This is a genomic window from Streptomyces sp. NPDC088745 (assembly GCF_044751045.1).
In the GTDB taxonomy this organism is placed as follows: Bacteria; Actinomycetota; Actinomycetes; order Streptomycetales; family Streptomycetaceae; genus Streptomyces; species Streptomyces cremeus.
On the sequence record NZ_JBIVLB010000011.1, the window covers coordinates 236,792 to 254,696 of the forward strand.

Here is a 17,905-nt window from a genome sequence, read left to right on the forward strand (position 1 = left end):
GCGGCTCCCGTACGTCCCGCGGCGCAGTGCGCGCCGTGCGCCCGGCACGGCGGGAGACCGGCCGCGGACCCGCGGCCCTCCCGTTCCTGACGACACCCACCGGGGTCCGCCCGCCCCCGGCCGCGCACCCGCCGGGGAGCACGCGCCCGCGCCGGGTCCGCCGCCGTGCGCGCCACCCCGGCCGGGGCACGGAACACCTTCCGGCCGCGCCGAAGGAAACCGGGGGCGGCCGGACGCCCTCCCGCGAGGGCTGGTGGCACGGAGCGCGATGCGGTAGATACGAGTGGGTAGCACCGGTCGGTAGCCGTACGCGGCAACGCGCGGCGGTACGGCGCCCCCCGGGTCCCTGACCCCGACGCGCGGCGAGGTGAGCCTCATGTCCGCACCACACGCACCCCGGCCCCCCAAGGTCACCGAACGCGAGGCCCGGCAGGTCGCCGAGGCCGCCCGCGAGCAGGACTGGCGCAAACCCAGCTTCGCCAAGGAGCTCTTCCTCGGCCGCTTCCGCCTGGACCTCATCCACCCGCACCCGATGCCCCCGGCCGAGGACGCCGCCCGCGGCGAGGCGTTCCTCGCGAAGCTGCGCGCCTTCTGCGAGAACGGGATCGACGGCGCCCGCATCGAGCGCGAGGCCCGCATCCCCGACGAGACGATTCACGGGCTGAAGGAACTCGGCGCGCTCGGCATGAAGATCGACCGGAAGTACGGGGGCCTGGGGCTCACCCAGGTGTACTACAACAAGGCGCTCGCGCTGGCCGGCTCCGCCAGCCCCGCCGTCGGCGCACTCCTCTCCGCCCACCAGTCCATCGGCGTACCGCAGCCGCTGAAGCTGTTCGGCACCCAGGAGCAGAAGGACGCGTTCCTGCCGCGCCTGGCCCGTACCGACATCTCCGCCTTCCTCCTCACCGAACCCGACGTCGGCTCCGACCCCGCCCGGCTCGCCACCACCGCCGTCCCGGACGGCGACGACGCGTACGTCCTGGACGGCGTGAAGCTGTGGACGACCAACGGCGTCGTCGCCGACCTGCTCGTCGTCATGGCGCGGGTGCCCAGGACCGAGACCGGCCGGGGCGGCATCACCGCCTTCGTCGTCGAGGCCGACTCGCCCGGCGTCACCGTCGAGCACCGCAACGCCTTCATGGGGCTGCGCGGGCTGGAGAACGGGGTGACCCGCTTCCATCAGGTGCGGGTGCCCGCGGCGAACCGGATCGGGCCCGAGGGGGCGGGTCTGAAGATCGCCCTCACCACCCTCAACACCGGGCGGCTGTCCCTGCCCGCGATGTGCGTCGGCGCCGGCAAGTGGTGCCTGAAGATCGCCCGCGAGTGGTCGGCGGTGCGCGAGCAGTGGGGCAAGCCGGTCGCCCGCCACGAGGCCGTCGGCGGCAAGATCTCCTTCATCGCCGCCACCACCTTCGCCCTCGAAGCCGTCCTGGACCTGTCCTCGCAGATGGCCGACGAGGACCGCAACGACATCCGGATCGAGGCGGCCCTGGCGAAGCTGTACGGGTCCGAGATGGCGTGGCTGATGGCCGACGAACTCGTCCAGATCCGCGGCGGGCGCGGCTTCGAGACCGCCGACTCCCTCGCCGCCCGCGGCGAACGCGCCGTCCCCGCCGAGCAGATCCTGCGCGACCTGCGGATCAACCGCATCTTCGAGGGTTCGACGGAGATCATGCACCTGCTGATCGCCCGCGAGGCCGTCGACGCCCACCTGAAGGTCGCGGGCGACCTCATCGACCCCGACAAGACCCTCTCCGACAAGGCGAAGGCGGGCGCGCAGGCCACCGGCTTCTACGCGCGCTGGCTGCCCAGGCTCGTCACCGGGCCCGGCCAGCTCCCGCGCAGCTTCGGCGACTTCCACCCGGCCGGTCACCCCGACCTCTCCGGCCACCTCCGTTACGTCGAGCGCACCTCCCGCAAGCTCGCCCGCTCCACCTTCTACGCCATGTCCCGCTGGCAGGGGCGGCTGGAGACCAAGCAGGGCTTCCTCGGGCGGATCGTCGACATCGGCGCCGAGCTGTTCGCCATGAGCGCCGCCTGCGTGCGCGCCGAACTCCTGCGCACCACCGAGGACCACGGCCGCGAGGCCTACCAGCTCGCCGACGTCTTCTGCCGCCAGTCCCGCATCCGCACCGAGGAACTCCTGGGCCGCCTCTGGACCAACACCGACGACCTCGACCGCACGGTCGTCGAAGGCGTCCTCACCGGCACCTACGGCTGGCTGGAGGAGGGCATCGTCGACCCCAGCGGCGAAGGCCCCTGGATCGCCGACGCCACCCCCGGACCCGCGAAGGGGGACAACGTCCACCGCCCCGTCCGCTGACCGCCGGACAAGCGGAACGGGTGACACCGCCGCTTCCCGTGCCCCACGATGTCCCCATGAACCAGGGGTACGGGAAGCACGCTTCGACACGGACGATCCTGGCGGTGCTCACCTGCGCCGCCGCCCTCACGGCCTGCGCGGGCCCCGCCGCCCCCGCCGGCGCCGGGCCCTCCGCCGCCCCGCGGCCCCTGAGCCAGCCCGCGCTCGCCGCCCGCGCCCTGAGCCCCGGCACGCAGGCAGGTCCCTACCGTACGGGCGAATACACCGTCTCGGGCGGCCCGTTGAGCGACGCCTACGGCGCGCGGCCGTCCGCCTGCGGGCCGCTGGTCTCGCTGCGGGCCGTCCGCGGCGGCCCCGTCACCCAGGTGCACCGCAGGCTGACCGACCCGGAGAACCTCCGGGGCGCCGACGTCGCCGTGCAACTGCGGTCGTACGACAAGGGACGGGCCGCCGCGGTGCTGGACGACCTGCGCGCCGCCGGGAAGAAGTGCGCCGGCGGGTTCACCGAGCTGCGGGGGGACCGCTCGGGCACGTACACCTCCGTCACGGCGGCCGCCGCCCCCGCCGGGACCGGCGACGAGGCCCTGGCGTACCGGCTGGGCCTGCGCGACGGAAGGAACGGGAGCGCGTCGTACGAGTACCTGACCGTGGTCCGGTACGGGGCGACCCTGGTCTCCTTCCGGGCCGAGAGCCTCGACGACAAGGACCCCGGCGGCGTGCCGAAGGAGATCGTGGACGCCCAGACGGAGAACCTCACCGGCCCCGGGGGGTGAGTTCCGGGTCCGCCGGCCGACGAGGGGCTGCGCTCCGGTGACCCGCGCCGGACACGGCGGACGCCCGGCGCCGCGACCGCCGGGCCGCACTCCGCGGACCGATCGGGGGCGCGCTGTCCACCGCCCCCCGCGCGCGGGCCACAATGGGGGGATGACCGACAGTCCAGCCCCCCTCGCCGACCCGCACCTCCGCCACGGAGCCGTGACCGAAGGGCCGCGCGACGTCGTGGTCCTCGGCTCCACCGGGTCGATCGGCACGCAGGCGATCGACCTCGTGCTGCGCCACCCCGACCGCTTCCGGATCACCGCGCTCTCCGCGGCCGGATCGCAGGTCGACCTGCTCGCCGACCAGGCGCGGCAGCTCCAGGTACGCACCGTGGCGGTCGCCCGCGAGGAGGCCGTCCCCGCCCTGCGCGAGGCGCTGCGCACCCGGTACGGGACGGACCCGCTGCCCGAGATCCTCGCCGGACCCGACGCCGCCACCCAGCTCGCGGCCTCCGACTGCCACACCGTCCTCAACGGCATCACCGGCTCCATCGGTCTCGCGCCCACCCTCGCCGCGCTGGAGGCGGGCCGCACCCTGGCCCTCGCCAACAAGGAATCCCTCATCGTCGGCGGCCCCCTGGTCAAGGCCCTCGCCGCGCCCGGCCAGATCGTCCCGGTCGACTCCGAGCACGCCGCGCTCTTCCAGGCGCTCGCCGGCGGCGAGCGCTCCGACGTGCGCAAGCTCGTCGTCACCGCGTCCGGCGGCCCCTTCCGCGGCCGTACGCGGGCGGAGCTGGCCGGTGTCACCCGCGAGGACGCGCTCGCCCACCCCACCTGGGCGATGGGCCCGGTCATCACCGTCAACTCCGCGACCCTGGTCAACAAGGGCCTGGAGGTCATCGAGGCGCACCTCCTCTACGACATCCCCTTCGACCGCATCGAGGTCGTCGTCCACCCCCAGTCGTACGTGCACTCCATGGTGGAGTTCACCGACGGCTCCACCCTCGCCCAGGCCACCCCGCCCGACATGCGCGGCCCCATCGCGATCGGCATCGGCTGGCCCGAACGGGTGCCGGACGCCGCCCCCGCCTTCGACTGGTCCAAGGCCTCCACCTGGGAGTTCTTCCCCCTGGACACCGAGGCCTTCCCCGCGGTGGGACTCGCCCGTCACGTCGGAACGCTGGGGGGCACGGCCCCGGCGGTGTTCAATGCCGCCAACGAGGAATGCGTGGACGCGTTCCTCGCCGGACGGCTGCCGTTCACAGGAATCGTGGATACGGTCGCAGAGGTGGTCGCGGAACACGGCACCCCGGCGTCGGGAACCTCCCTGACGGTCGCGGACGTCCTGGAAGCGGAATCCTGGGCCCGGACCCGCGCCCGTGAACTGGCCCGGCAGAAGGCACCACACCAGAAGGCAACGGCGGAGGCTCGCGCATGACCGGAATCCTGATGAACGTCCTCGGGATAGTCATCTTCTTCGTCGGGCTGCTCGTCTCGATCGCCCTGCACGAACTCGGCCACCTCTCCTTCGCCAAGCTCTTCCGCATTCGCGTCCCCCAGTACATGGTCGGCTTCGGCCCCACCGTCTGGTCGCGGCACAGGGGCGAGACCGAGTACGGCATCAAGGCCATCCCGCTCGGCGGCTACATCCGGATGATCGGCATGTTCCCGCCCGGCCCCGACGGCCGGATCGAGGCCCGGTCCACCTCGCCGTGGCGCGGCATGATCGAGGACGCCCGCTCGGCCGCGTACGAGGAACTGAAGCCCGGCGACGAGACGCGGCTGTTCTACACCCGCACACCGTGGAAGCGGTTCGTGGTGATGTTCGCGGGCCCCTTCATGAACCTCGTCATCGCCTTCGTGCTGTTCCTCGGCGTGTTCATGGTCATCGGCCAGAACAAGCAGACCACCACCGTCGCCAACGTCGTCCCCTGCGTGCTCGCGCAGAGCGTCGAACGCGACTGCCGGGCCTCCGACCCGCCGTCGCCCGCCAAGGCCGCCGGACTCCAGAAGGACGACAGGATCGTCGCCTACCAGGGGCAGCCGATCAGCGACTGGGCGGCGCTCTCCGACCGCATCCGCGCCTCGCGCGGCGAGGTCAGCATCACCGTCGAGCGCGCCGGGCAGCAGAAGGTCCTCACCACCACGGTGAAGACCAACAAGGTCCTGAAGAAGGACGCCGACGGCAACCCCGTCAAGGACGAGTACGTCGAGGCCGGATACCTCGGCTTCGGGCCCGGCGCGGCCGTCACCCCGCTCACCTTCGGCGAGTCCATCGACCAGATGGGCGCCATGTTCCAGTCCGGCGTGGACTCCCTGATCGCCCTGCCCTCCAAGGTCCCCGACCTGTGGAACGCCACGTTCAACGGCGAGAAGCGCAAGGCCGACTCCCCGATGGGCGTCGTCGGAGCGGCCCGCGTCGGCGGCGAGATCATGGGCCTGGGCCTGCCCACCAACACCACCATCGGCTTCATGCTGACCCTGGTCGCGGGCTTCAACCTGTCCCTGTTCCTCTTCAACATGCTGCCGCTGCTCCCGCTCGACGGCGGCCACATGGTCGGCGCCCTGTGGGAGTCCCTGCGCCGCAACCTGGCGAAGGTCTTCCGGCGGCCCGACCCCGGCCCCTTCGACGTGGCACGGCTCATGCCGGTCGCCTACGTCGTCGCGGGCCTCTTCATCTGCTTCACCGTGCTGGTCCTGATCGCCGACGTGGTCAACCCCGTCCGCATCTCCTGACCCGCACAGCACCGCCAGTCACCGGCGCCCCCGCGGGGGTGCCGGTTTCTGCGCTCCATTGAGTGGATTTGTCGACGTGGTGTATTCCGGCCTTTCCCGGTGACGTACGCTCGAAGGCCGGAGCCCGCCGATTGCCCGGGACCTAGATCCACACTTGGGGTTGCACAGCAGATGACTGCAATTTCTCTCGGAATGCCCGCCGTTCCGACGAAGCTCGCCGACCGGAGGATCAGCCGCAAGATCCAGGTCGGCAGCGTGGCGGTCGGCGGAGACGCACCCGTTTCGGTGCAGTCCATGACCACCACCCGTACGTCCGACATCGGCGCGACGCTCCAGCAGATCGCCGAACTCACCGCGTCCGGCTGCCAGATCGTCCGCGTCGCCTGCCCGACCCAGGACGACGCCGACGCGCTCGCCACGATCGCGAAGAAGTCGCAGATCCCGGTGATCGCCGACATCCACTTCCAGCCGAAGTACGTCTTCGCCGCGATCGACGCGGGCTGCGCGGCCGTCCGCGTCAACCCGGGCAACATCAAGCAGTTCGACGACAAGGTGAAGGAGATCGCGCACGCCGCGCGCGACGCCGGAACGCCGATCCGCATCGGCGTCAACGCCGGCTCCCTGGACGCCCGCCTCCTGAAGAAGTACGGCAAGGCCACCCCGGAGGCCCTCGTCGAGTCCGCCCTCTGGGAGGCCTCCCTCTTCGAGGAGCACGGCTTCGGCGACATCAAGATCTCGGTCAAGCACAACGACCCCGTCGTGATGGTCAACGCCTACCGCCAGCTCGCCGCCCAGTGCGACTACCCCCTGCACCTCGGCGTCACCGAGGCGGGCCCCGCCTTCCAGGGCACCATCAAGTCGGCCGTCGCCTTCGGCGCCCTGCTCTCCGAGGGCATCGGCGACACCATCCGGGTCTCCCTCTCCGCCCCGCCGGTCGAGGAGATCAAGGTCGGCATCCAGATCCTGGAGTCCCTCAACCTCAAGCCCCGCCGCCTGGAGATCGTCTCCTGCCCCTCCTGCGGCCGCGCCCAGGTCGACGTCTACAAGCTCGCCGAGGAGGTCACCGCCGGCCTCGAAGGCATGGAGGTCCCGCTGCGCGTCGCCGTCATGGGCTGCGTCGTCAACGGCCCCGGCGAGGCCCGCGAGGCCGACCTCGGCGTCGCCTCCGGCAACGGCAAGGGCCAGATCTTCGTCAAGGGCGAGGTCATCAAGACCGTCCCGGAGTCCAAGATCGTGGAAACCCTCATCGAGGAAGCCATGAAGATCGCCGAGCAGATGGAGGCCGACGGCATCCCCTCCGGCGAGCCCTCCGTCTCCGTCAGCTGACGCCCCCCGCCCTCGAAAAGCCCCGGCCCCGCCACCCCCGCGGGCCGGGGCTTTTCGCTCCGGGTGGGTGCTTTCGAACGTCCCGGGTACAGTGCGGAGATCAGCGATCCGTACGGTGAGGCCCCCACGTGTTGACGACGACCACCTGCCGCGTCCTCGCACCCGGCGACCTGGGCGAGGCGCTCGCCCTGCTGGAGAGCGAGCCCGTCAACAACGCCTTCGTGACCTCCCGGGTCCAGGTCGCCGGCCTCGACCCCTGGCGGCTCGGCGGCGAGATGTGGGGCTTCTACGAGGGCGGCCGGCTGCGCAGCCTCTGCTACTCCGGCGCCAACCTCGTCCCGATCTGTGCCACCCGGGAAGCCGTCCGCGCCTTCGCCGAACGGGCCCGCAGGGCCGGCCGCCGCTGCTCCTCCATCGTCGGGCCCGCCGAGCCCGCCGGCCTCCTCTGGCGGCTCCTGGAACCCCACTGGGGCCCCGCCCGCGAGGTCCGCGCCCACCAGCCGCTGATGGTCGCCGAACAGCTCCCGCCCGGCATCGAGCCCGACCCCCTGGTCCGCCGCGTCCGCAAGGACGAGATGGAGACGATCATGCCCGCCTGCGTGGCCATGTTCACCGAGGAGGTCGGCGTCTCCCCGATGGCGGGCGACGGCGGCCTCCTCTACCAGGCCCGGGTCGCCGAACTGGTCGGCGCCGGCCGCTCCTTCGCCCGCCTCGACGACGACGGCAAGGTCGTCTTCAAGGCCGAGATCGGCGCCGCGACCCCGGCCGCCTGCCAGATCCAGGGCGTCTGGGTCGCCCCCGAGCACCGCGGCAAGGGCCTGTCCGTCACCGGCATGGCCGCCGTCCTGCGCTACGCCCTCGCGGACGTGGCCCCGGTCGTGTCCCTGTACGTCAACGACTTCAACACCCCCGCCCGCGCCTCGTACCGCCGCGTCGGCTTCCGCGAGGTCGGCGCCTTCACGAGCGTTCTCTTCTGACGCCCCCGCGACGCGCGGCGGCTAGGGTTCGGCCATGACGGACGAAGCAGCCATCGGCCCCCTGGACCTCGCGGAGCACGTGGACGAGGCGCTCGCCGTGCAGGCGCTCGCCTTCGGTCTCAGCGCCGACGAGGTCGGCGTACGACGTCACATCGTGGTGCGGCACATGACCTGCCCGGGCGCGCGCGCCCTCGGCGCGACCACCCCCGACGGCCGCCTGGTCGGCTTCGTGTACGGAATGCCCAACGACCGCACGCACTGGTGGTCCACGATCGTCGAGCCCCATCTGCGCCGGCACGGACGCGACGGCTGGCTCGACGACTCCTTCGTCATCACCGAGCTGCACGTCCACCCGGACCACCAGGCCCGGGGCATCGGCCGGGCCCTGATCACCGCCCTCACGGACGCGGCGGCCGAGCCCCGGTCCATCCTGTCCGCGATCGACGTCGAGAGCCCGGCCAGGGGCCTGTACCGGTCGCTGGGGTACGTGGACCTGGCCGAACAGGTGCTCTTCCCGAGCGCCCCCCGGGCGTACGCCGTCATGGGAGCCCCGCTGCCGCTGCGCCGCTAACCGATTTCCGCCCGCCCCCACCGCCCGGCTAACCTCCTGGCATCACCCTTCCGAGCAGGAGTTCACCATGGCCCAGGTCCAGCGCATGTCCCGTTTGATGGTCAAGACATTGCGCGACGACCCGGCGGACGCCGAGACCCTCAGCCACAAGCTGCTGGTCCGCGCCGGTTACGTACGTCGCAACGCCGCGGGCATCTGGACCTGGCTGCCGCTGGGCAAGAAGGTCCTGGACAACATCTCGCGGGTGGTGCGCGAGGAGATGGACGCCATCGGCGCCCAGGAGGTCCTCCTCCCGGCCCTGCTTCCCAAGGAGCCCTACGAGGCGTCCGGCCGCTGGGAGGAGTACGGCGACCTGCTGTTCCGCCTGAAGGACCGCAAGGGCGGCGACTACCTCCTGGGCCCCACCCACGAAGAGGTCTTCACCCAGACGGTCAAGGACCAGTGCACGTCCTACAAGGACCTGCCGGTGATGCTCTACCAGATCCAGACGAAGTACCGCGACGAGGCCCGCCCCCGTTCCGGCGTGCTGCGCGGCCGCGAGTTCCAGATGAAGGACTCGTACTCCTTCGACACCACCGACGAGGGCCTCGCCGAGTCGTACCGGCTGCACCGCGAGGCGTACATCAAGATCTTCAACCGCCTCGGCCTGGACCACCGCATCGTGTCCGCCGTCTCCGGCGCCATGGGCGGCTCCGCCTCCGAGGAGTTCCTCGCCCCGGCCGCCGCCGGCGAGGACACCTTCGCCGACTGCCCGAACTGCGACTACGCCGCGAACACCGAGGCCGTCACCTTCGCGCTCAAGGCCGTGGAGGAGACCCATCCGGCCGCCGAGGACATCGACACCCCCGACACCCCGACCATCGAGACCCTGGCCGCCCAGCTCGGCGTCGAGGCCTCCGCCACCCTGAAGAACCTCCTGGTCAAGGTCGACGGCGAGATCGTCGCGGTGGGCGTCCCGGGCGACCGCGAGGTGGACCTCGGCAAGCTGGGCGAGCACCTCGCGCCCGCCGTGGTCGAACTGGTCACCGCCGAGGACTTCGAGGGCCGCGACGACCTGGTCCGCGGCTACGTCGGCCCGCAGGGCCTCGCCAAGGTCCGCTACATCGCCGACCCCCGCGTCGCCCCCGGCACCGCCTGGATCACCGGCGCCAACAAGGCCGACACCCACGCCAGGAACGTCGTCGCGGGCCGCGACTTCGAGGTGGACGACTACCTCGACGTGGTCGTCGTCGAAGAGGGCGACCCGTGCCCCAACTGCGGCTCCGGCCTCAAGCTGGACCGCGCCATCGAGATCGGCCACATCTTCCAGCTCGGCCGCAAGTACGCCGACACCTTCGGCCTGGACGTGCTCGGCCAGCAGGGCAAGCCCGTCCGCGTCACCATGGGCTCGTACGGCATCGGCGTCTCGCGCGCGGTGGCCGCCCTCGCCGAGCAGTCGGCGGACGACAAGGGCCTGTGCTGGACGCCCGAGATCGCCCCGGCCGACGTGCACGTCGTCGCGGCGGGCAAGGCGCTCCAGACCGAGCTGGCCGTCGAGGTCGCCGAGAAGCTGGGCGCGGCCGGTCTGCGCGTCCTGGTCGACGAGCGCCCCGGCGTCTCGCCCGGCGTGAAGTTCACCGACTCCGAGCTGATCGGCTGCCCGAAGATCCTGGTCGCGGGCCGCCGCGCCGCCGACGGCGTCCTGGAGCTGAAGGACCGCCGCACGGGCGAGCGCGAGGAGCTGACGGTCGACGAGGCCGTCGCCCGCCTGACCGCCGAGTAGTCCGTTCGGCACGTTCCGTCCGTACGCCGGAAGGGCCCGCACCCGCCACGGGTGCGGGCCCTTCCGCCTGCCCTCCGGGCGCCAGCGGTGCGGTCCGGGCCGACGCCCCGCCGCGTCCGGACACCGTCACGTGTCACCTCGCGGCCTACAGCCAGCTCGCGAACTCCAGCAGCATCTCGCCGTCCTGCCGCCGTCCGGCCGCCAGCGCCCGGGTGCCCGACTCCACCGCCCGGAACAGCGTCCAGCCGTGCAGCCGCTCCCGGTCCACGTCCAGGGAGTCGGCGAGCCGGTTGACGCGGCGGCGGGTCGCCGGAGGCCCGGCCGCCGTCGCGATCTGGTCGTCGATCCGGTCCCGCACCAGACGGGCGAGATCGTAGGCGCGCTCGCCCACCAGCGGATCGGGGCCGACCGCCAGCCACGGCGCGCGGTCGCCGCCCAGCACCTTGCCCTGCCGGAAGTTGCCGTGCAGCAGCAGGAGCTCGGGGGAGGAGGCCACCAGCTCCGCACGGGCCGCCAGGGCCGCGTCCACCAGCGGCATCAGCTCGGCCGGGGCCTCGCGCATCGGCGCGGACTGCCGTTCGGTGCGCCGGGCCACCGTCTCGAAGGGGTGCCCCTCGGCGGGCTCCACCCACAGCTTCCGCACCGTCCCCGCCGCCTCCAGCAGCGCCTTCGGCTCCGGCAGCGACCGCAGCGACACCTCGCAGTGCAGCCGCTCCAGCAGCAGCGCCCCCGGCTCCGCCAGGTCGTCCGCGAGGCGGACCGCGCCCCAGCCGTTCCAGTGCGCGAGCGCCGCCCGCTCCCGGTCCGGGCGGGCTTCCGCGGGCACGAGCTTCAGCGCGGCCTGCGTGCCGTCCGGGCGGCGCACCAGCACCACCACACTGCTGCGGCCGCCCGGCGCCATGATCCGCTCACAGGCCAACTCCCTCCGCTCCAGGGCTTCCTGAGTCAGCGACGGAAGCCCTCCGAGCCAGTCGGCGGCCACCGTTTCCCCGTACGCCTCGCCCAGCGCCTTCACCAGGCGCTGTGACGGTTCGAAAGCCATAGGTGGGGTGTTCTCCTTCGATTCGCAGGGCTCACACGCCTTCGCGTGCCGAAGTGGTCAGTTCGGCGAGCCCTGGAAAGGCTACGCTGCTGCCCCGCCAGCGCACGGCCCGCACCGCCGCCTCGCGCAGCGCCCCGGCCGCCTCCCGGCGCAGCGGGCCCTCGGCGGCCCGCACCAGATCCGAGTACACCCCCGCCACCCGCTCCTCCAGCACGGCCCCCAGCTTCGCCGCCGACGCCGCGTCCGGCACCGGGAAGGGCAGCGCGTACGCGGCCTCCGCGACGACGGGCTTCCCGCCCAGGTCGTGCACCGTGCGGGCGAGCGCGTCGCGCCGTGAACGGTGGGCGTCGTACGCCTCCCGGGCCTCGGTGCGGCGCTCCGCGCCGATCCGGCCGCCCACCACCCCGTACCCGTACACGGCGGCGTGTTCGGCGGCCAGCGCGGCCTGCACCGCGTCCATCGCGTGCCGCGTCACGTCGTCGCACCCCCGTCGGTCAGCAGGTACACGTGTACGGCGCCCGCCGCCGCCACCGAGGCCAGCAGCCGGGCCAGCTCCGGGGTGGCCCGCACCACGGCGGCGAACTGCGCGTCGCAGGCCCGCTGCTCGGCGGCCGCGAGCTCGCGCACGGCGGCCCGCGGGTCGGCGGCGACGGTGACGGGAGCGCTCCCGGCGGCGGCCCGGACACCGGTCCCGCGCAGCACCTCCGTCTGCCGGGCGACCTCCGCGCGCAGCGGCGCGAGGCGGTCCGCCTGGCCCGGGTGCTTCACCAGCAGGGCGTCGTAGTGGGCCAGCAGGTCCGCGCTGGTGCGCACCGCCGTCTCGCGGATGCGCAGCGCCGCCCTCCGCGCGGCCGACGAGGTCTCCGTACCGGAAGCGCCGGACGGGGTCCCTTCGTTCGAACAGCCGGCCAGCAGGCCCGCCGCGGCGGCCCCGCTCAGGGCCAGCGCACGTCTGCGAGTGGTGGGCGTGCGCACGTCTTCCGTCTCCCTCGGTCCCCGGGTGATCACCGCAGGCGAGCGTACCCGCGCGATGTCCGGGACGGACGGCAACACCCCTCGGGACCGGATACCCTTTGACCTGACACACGACGAAACAGACAACAGCACACGCGGCCGAGGAGTCACCCGGATGAGCACCACCCAGAGCGACAGGCTGCGCGAACTGCTGGAACCGCTGGTCGCCGCCCAGGGCCTGGACCTCGAGGAGATCGAGGTGGCCAAGGCGGGCAGGCGCCGCATGCTGCGGATCGTCGTGGACTCGGAGGAGGGCGTCGAGCTCGACGCCTGCGCCGAGGTCAGCCGCGCGATCTCCGACAAGCTCGACGAGAGCGACGCGATGGGCGACGAGGAGTACGTCCTCGAAGTCAGCTCCCCGGGCGCGGACCGCCCGCTCACCGAGCACCGCCACTACGTACGGGCCACCGGCCGCCTCGCCAGGCTCCAGCTGAACGACGGCGCCGAGCTGACCGCCCGCATCCTCGTCGTCGACGAGGACGGACTCGACCTGGAAGTGCCGGGCGTGAAGGGGCGCAGGCCCACCGCCCGCCGCGTGGAGTTCGCGGACGTCGCGAAGGCCCGCGTCGAGGTCGAGTTCAACCGCAAGGACAAGAACGAGAAGGAAGAGGAGGCGTAGCCGTGGACATCGACGTGAAGCTTCTGAAGGGCTTGGCGAAGGAGAAGGAGATCTCCTTCGACCAGCTGGCGGAGGCGATCGAGCAGGCCCTCCTCATCGCCTACCACCGCACGGACGGCAGTTTCCGCCGCGCCCGCGCCCACCTGGACCGCGAGAGCGGCCATGTGACGGTGTGGGCGAAGGAGGACCCGGCCGACCTGGAGGAGGGGCAGGAGCCCAAGGAGTTCGACGACACTCCCGACGACTTCGGCCGGATCGCCGCCAGCACCGCCAAGCAGGTCATCCTGCAGCGGCTGCGCGACGCCGAGGACGACCAGACCTTCGGCGAGTTCGCGGGCCTGGAGGGCGAGGTCGTCGCGGGCGTCGTCCAGCAGGGCATGGACGCCAAGAACGTCCTGGTGGACATCGGCAAGCTGGAGGCCATCCTCCCCGTCCAGGAGCAGGTCCCGGGCGAGGAGTACACGCACGGCCTGCGCCTTCGTACGTTCGTCGTACGGGTGGCCAAGGGCGTCCGCGGCCCCTCCGTGACCCTCTCGCGCACCCACCCCAACCTGGTGCGGAAGCTCTTCGCGCTGGAGGTCCCGGAGATCGCGGACGGTTCCGTGGTCATCGAGGCCATCGCCCGCGAGGCCGGCCACCGCACCAAGATCGCGGTCCGCTCGACGCGCTCCGGCATCAACCCCAAGGGCGCCTGCATCGGCCCGATGGGCAGCCGTGTGCGCAATGTCATGGCGGAGCTGCACGGCGAGAAGATCGACATCGTCGACTGGTCCGACGACCCGGCCGAGATGGTCGCCAACGCGCTGTCCCCGGCCCGCGTCTCCAAGGTCGAGGTCGTCGACATGTCGACCCGTTCCGCCCGGGTGACCGTGCCGGACTACCAGCTCTCCCTGGCGATCGGCAAGGAGGGTCAGAACGCCCGCCTGGCCGCCCGCCTGACGGGCTGGCGCATCGACATCCGCCCCGACACCGAGGAGCTCGGCGAGGGCGAGGAGCCGGGCGAGTACCGGCGTGACAACGGTGACGGCCGGGACCGCAGGGACGACCGGGGCTGAGCTTCCCCCACGTCCTGATGTGAGCCCGGGTGAGACCCGGGTCACATCGGTTTCAGGCCCGATCTTGTACGAGCGCGCTTTCGATTCTTGCCCCAGAGGGGTGAGGTCGGTGCGGGGAGGTAGACTTAGTCGTGTCTGGCCAAACGCATACCGGCGCATGCCCTGAGCGAACCTGTGTGGGTTGCCGGGAGCGAGCGGCCAAGAGCGATTTGCTGCGCATCGTGATGATCGAGGGTGAGTGTGTCCCCGATCCTCGCGGTACGCTGCCCGGCCGGGGTGCCTACGTGCACCCCGCCGCTGCCTGTTACGACCTGGCGGTCCGCCGCCGGGCGTTCCCCCGGGCCTTTCGGGGCCAGGGGCCGCTCGACACCGCGTCGCTGGAGAAATACGTGGCGCGGTGCGTCGAGCAGGCGACATCGTAAGACGCAACAAACGAACGGCACGGGTCCCCGTGCGGTCAGGTACCTCGCGAGTTGGAAGTAGGTCGAGATTGCGATGAGCACTCGATGAGTACGCGATGAGTACGCCCATGAAGTAGCGACGGTCCGGCGTTCAACCCGGACCTAAAAGGAGCGAAGTGGCTAAGGTCCGGGTATACGAACTCGCCAAGGAGTTCGGTGTTGAGAGCAAGGTCGTCATGGCCAAGCTCCAAGAACTTGGTGAATTCGTCCGTTCGGCGTCCTCGACGATCGAGGCGCCGGTTGTACGCAAGTTGACTGACGCACTGCAGGGCCCCGGCGGCAACGCCGGCAAGTCCGCAGCGAAGCCCGGCGCGCCCCGCAAGGCGACGCCTGCCAGGCCCGCGGCGCCGTCCGCGGCCGCCCCCGCCGGCCCGGGAGCCCCGACGGCTCCCCGTCCCGGCGCCCCCAAGCCCGGCGCACCGGCCCCCAAGCCGGCCGCCGCCGAGGCCCCCAAGCCCGCGGCCTCCGCGAGCCCGGCCGCTGCCGGCCCGCGCCCGGGTCCCAAGCCCGCACCGGCCAAGCCGGCCCCGGTCACCCCGGTGCCGCAGGCCGAGTTCTCCGCGCCTGCCCCCGCGCAGCCGCAGGCCCCGCAGCAGCAGGCCCCGCGTCCCGCGGGCGCCACCCCCGGTCCCCGTCCCGCCCCCGCGCGTCCGGCCCCCGCGGCCGGCCAGCGTGACGGCGGTCAGGGCGGCCGTGGCGGCGAGCGCGGCGGCGACCGCCCCGCACGCCCCGCCGGTCAGGGCGCCCCGCGCCCCGGTGCCCGTCCCTCGGGCCCCCGTCCCGGCAACAACCCCTTCACCTCGGGCGGTTCCACCGGCATGGCGCGCCCCCAGGCGCCCCGTCCCGGCGGCAACGCCCCGCGTCCGGCCGGCGGCCCCGGTGCGCCCGGTGGCGCCCCGCGTCCGCAGGGCGGTCCCGGCGGCGCTCCGCGTCCCCAGGGCGGCCAGGGCGGCGCGGGCCGTCCGACCCCCGGTGGCATGCCCCGCCCGCAGGGCGGCGCGCCGCGTCCGGGCGGCGCCCCTTCGGGCAACCGTCCGAACCCGGGCATGATGCCGCAGCGTCCGGCTGCCGGTCCCCGTCCTGGTGGCGGTCCCGGTGGCGGCGGTCGCGGTCCCGGTGGCGGCGCGGGCCGTCCGGGTGGCGGCGGCGGTCGCCCCGGTGGCGGCGGCGGCTTCGCCGGTCGTCCGGGTGGCGGCGGCGGCGGCTTCGCCGGTCGTCCGGCCGGTCCCGGTGGTGGCGGCGGCGGCTTCGCCGGCCGTCCCGGTGGCGGCGGCGGTGGCCGTCCCGGCTTCGGCGGTCGTCCCGGCGGCCCGGGTGCCCGTGGCGGCACGCAGGGTGCGTTCGGCCGTCCGGGCGGTCCCGCCCGTCGCGGTCGCAAGTCGAAGCGTCAGAGGCGCCAGGAGTACGAGGCCATGCAGGCCCCGTCCGTGGGCGGCGTGATGCTGCCCCGCGGCAACGGACAGACCGTCCGCCTGTCGCGCGGTGCCTCGCTCACCGACTTCGCCGAGAAGATCAACGCCAACCCGGCGTCGCTCGTCGGCGTGATGATGAACCTCGGCGAGATGGTCACCGCCACGCAGTCCGTCTCCGACGAGACGCTGAGGCTGCTCGCGGACGAGATGAACTTCGTCCTCGAGATCGTCAGCCCGGAGGAGGAGGACCGCGAGCTCCTCGAGTCCTTCGACATCGAGTTCGGCGAGGACGAGGGCGGCGAGGACATGCTCGTCTCCCGTCCGCCGGTCGTGACCGTCATGGGTCACGTCGACCACGGAAAGACCCGACTGCTCGACGCCATCCGCAAGACGAACGTCGTCGCGGGCGAGGCCGGCGGCATCACGCAGCACATCGGTGCGTACCAGGTCGCCACCGAGGTCAACGGCGAAGAGCGCGCCATCACCTTCATCGACACCCCCGGTCACGAGGCGTTCACCGCCATGCGTGCCCGTGGTGCGAAGTCCACCGACATCGCGATCCTCGTGGTCGCGGCCAACGACGGTGTCATGCCGCAGACGGTCGAGGCGCTCAACCACGCCAAGGCCGCCGGTGTCCCGATCGTCGTCGCGGTCAACAAGATCGACGTCGAGGGCGCGGACCCGACCAAGGTGCGCGGCCAGCTCACCGAGTTCGGTCTGGTGGCGGAGGAGTACGGCGGCGACACGATGTTCGTCGACATCTCGGCCCGTCAGAGCCTCAACATCGAGGCCCTGCTGGAAGCGGTCATCCTGACCGCGGACGCTTCGCTCGACCTCCGGGCGAACGCCGAGATGGACGCGCAGGGCATCGCCATCGAGGCCCACCTCGACAAGGGCCGCGGCGCCGTCGCCACCGTCCTCGTCCAGCGCGGAACGCTGCGCGTCGGCGACACGATGGTCGCGGGCGACGCCTACGGCCGCGTGCGCGCCATGCTCGACGACAACGGCAACAACGTGCAGGAAGCGGGTCCCTCGACCCCCGTCCTGGTGCTGGGTCTCACCAACGTCCCCGGCGCCGGCGACAACTTCCTCGTCGTCGAGGAGGACCGCACGGCCCGGCAGATCGCCGAGAAGCGTGCCGCCCGTGAGCGGAACGCGGCGTTCGCCCGCCGTGGCGTCCGGTTCTCCCTGGAGAACCTGGACGAGGCCCTCAAGGCCGGTCTCGTGCAGGACCTCAACATCATCATCAAGGGTGACGCGTCCGGTTCGGTCGAGGCCCTCGAAGCCTCGCTGCTGGCGCTCGACGTCTCCGACGAGGTCGACATCCGCGTCCTGCACCGCGGTGTGGGTGCGGTCACCGAGTCCGACATCGACCTGGCGACGGGTTCCGACGCCATCGTCATCGGATTCAACGTCCGTGCGGCCGGCCGTGCTCAGCAGATGGCCGAGCGCGAGGGCGTCGACGTCCGCTACTACTCGGTGATCTACCAGGCCATCGAGGAGATCGAAGCAGCGCTCAAGGGCATGCTCAAGCCGGAGTACGAGGAGGTCGAGCTCGGTACCGCGGAGATCCGCGAGATCTTCCGCTCGTCCAAGCTCGGCAACATCGCGGGTGTCCTCATCCGCTCCGGCGAGGTCAAGCGCAACACCAAGGCGCGCCTCATCCGCGACGGCAAGGTCGTGGCCGAGGACCTCAACATCCAGGGCCTGCGCCGCTTCAAGGACGACGTCACCGAGATCCGCGAAGGCTTCGAGGGCGGTATCAACCTCGGGAACTTCAACGACATCAAGATCGACGACGTCATCGCGACGTACGAGATGCGGGAGAAGCCGCGCGGCTGAGGCCCCG

At 72.4% G+C, this 17,905-nt stretch carries 15 protein-coding genes; 12 read left to right on the forward strand and 3 right to left on the reverse strand.

Going from position 1 to position 17,905, the window contains the following annotated elements; translation table 11 throughout:
* Positions 1–376: 376 nt before the first annotated feature.
* From ACIP93_RS26720 to ACIP93_RS26755, 8 genes are all read left to right on the forward strand, one after another.
* Positions 377–2,323, forward strand: a complete 1,947-nt coding sequence (locus ACIP93_RS26720; RefSeq protein WP_401762328.1) for an acyl-CoA dehydrogenase family protein — start codon at positions 377–379, stop codon at positions 2,321–2,323.
* Positions 2,324–2,379: 56 nt separating this feature from the next.
* Complete coding sequence (locus tag ACIP93_RS26725; protein WP_401762331.1) at positions 2,380–3,096, forward strand: hypothetical protein; 717 nt, start codon at positions 2,380–2,382, stop codon at positions 3,094–3,096.
* A gap of 151 nt (positions 3,097–3,247) precedes the next feature.
* Positions 3,248–4,519 carry a 1-deoxy-D-xylulose-5-phosphate reductoisomerase gene (dxr, locus tag ACIP93_RS26730; protein WP_401762333.1) on the forward strand — a complete coding sequence of 424 codons (1,272 nt, stop codon included), beginning with the start codon at positions 3,248–3,250 and terminating at the stop codon, positions 4,517–4,519.
* Positions 4,516–5,817, forward strand: a complete 1,302-nt coding sequence (locus tag ACIP93_RS26735; protein WP_345220119.1) for a site-2 protease family protein — start codon at positions 4,516–4,518, stop codon at positions 5,815–5,817. The genes dxr and ACIP93_RS26735 overlap by 4 nt, the downstream gene beginning before the upstream one ends.
* Positions 5,818–5,988: 171 nt before the next feature.
* A complete protein-coding gene (ispG, locus tag ACIP93_RS26740) occupies positions 5,989–7,143 on the forward strand; it encodes a flavodoxin-dependent (E)-4-hydroxy-3-methylbut-2-enyl-diphosphate synthase (RefSeq protein ID WP_345220120.1) in 1,155 nt (384 codons plus the stop codon).
* A gap of 131 nt (positions 7,144–7,274) precedes the next feature.
* Positions 7,275–8,120 carry a GNAT family N-acetyltransferase gene (locus tag ACIP93_RS26745; protein WP_345220153.1) on the forward strand — a complete coding sequence of 282 codons (846 nt, stop codon included), beginning with the start codon at positions 7,275–7,277 and terminating at the stop codon, positions 8,118–8,120.
* A 34-nt stretch (positions 8,121–8,154) separates the two neighbouring features.
* On the forward strand, positions 8,155–8,691 hold the full coding sequence (locus tag ACIP93_RS26750) for a GNAT family N-acetyltransferase (protein ID WP_345220121.1): 537 nt from the start codon (positions 8,155–8,157) through the stop codon (positions 8,689–8,691).
* A 67-nt stretch (positions 8,692–8,758) separates the two neighbouring features.
* Positions 8,759–10,453, forward strand: a complete 1,695-nt coding sequence (locus tag ACIP93_RS26755; RefSeq protein WP_401762337.1) for a proline--tRNA ligase — start codon at positions 8,759–8,761, stop codon at positions 10,451–10,453.
* Between the two features lie 145 nt (positions 10,454–10,598).
* Here the strand turns inward: ACIP93_RS26755 and ACIP93_RS26760 are convergent, their stop codons facing one another.
* The 3 genes from ACIP93_RS26760 to ACIP93_RS26770 are packed head-to-tail and all read right to left on the reverse strand — an operon-like array spanning position 10,599 to position 12,470.
* Positions 10,599–11,495 carry an aminoglycoside phosphotransferase family protein gene (locus ACIP93_RS26760; RefSeq protein ID WP_401762340.1) on the reverse strand — a complete coding sequence of 299 codons (897 nt, stop codon included), beginning with the start codon at positions 11,493–11,495 and terminating at the stop codon, positions 10,599–10,601.
* Between the two features lie 31 nt (positions 11,496–11,526).
* Positions 11,527–11,955, reverse strand: coding sequence for a ferritin-like domain-containing protein (locus tag ACIP93_RS26765; protein ID WP_345220154.1), 429 nt, complete (start codon positions 11,953–11,955; stop codon positions 11,527–11,529).
* An 11-nt stretch (positions 11,956–11,966) separates the two neighbouring features.
* Positions 11,967–12,470 carry a hypothetical protein gene (locus tag ACIP93_RS26770; protein ID WP_345220124.1) on the reverse strand — a complete coding sequence of 168 codons (504 nt, stop codon included), beginning with the start codon at positions 12,468–12,470 and terminating at the stop codon, positions 11,967–11,969.
* A 154-nt stretch (positions 12,471–12,624) separates the two neighbouring features.
* Here ACIP93_RS26770 and rimP point away from each other — a divergent pair, with 154 nt between their 5' ends.
* The 4 genes from rimP to infB all read left to right on the forward strand — a co-directional run bounded on the left by rimP (position 12,625) and on the right by infB (position 17,898).
* A complete protein-coding gene (gene rimP, locus ACIP93_RS26775) occupies positions 12,625–13,128 on the forward strand; it encodes a ribosome maturation factor RimP (RefSeq protein ID WP_345220125.1) in 504 nt (167 codons plus the stop codon).
* Positions 13,129–13,130: 2 nt separating this feature from the next.
* Positions 13,131–14,183, forward strand: a complete 1,053-nt coding sequence (gene nusA, locus ACIP93_RS26780) for a transcription termination factor NusA (protein ID WP_345220126.1) — start codon at positions 13,131–13,133, stop codon at positions 14,181–14,183.
* 131 nt (positions 14,184–14,314) lie between these two features.
* On the forward strand, positions 14,315–14,605 hold the full coding sequence (locus ACIP93_RS26785) for a YlxR family protein (RefSeq protein ID WP_345220127.1): 291 nt from the start codon (positions 14,315–14,317) through the stop codon (positions 14,603–14,605).
* 155 nt (positions 14,606–14,760) lie between these two features.
* Positions 14,761–17,898 (forward strand): translation initiation factor IF-2, encoded by a 3,138-nt coding sequence (infB, locus tag ACIP93_RS26790; protein WP_380837812.1) that lies wholly within the window; start codon positions 14,761–14,763, stop codon positions 17,896–17,898.
* The last annotated feature ends 7 nt before the right edge of the window (positions 17,899–17,905 follow it).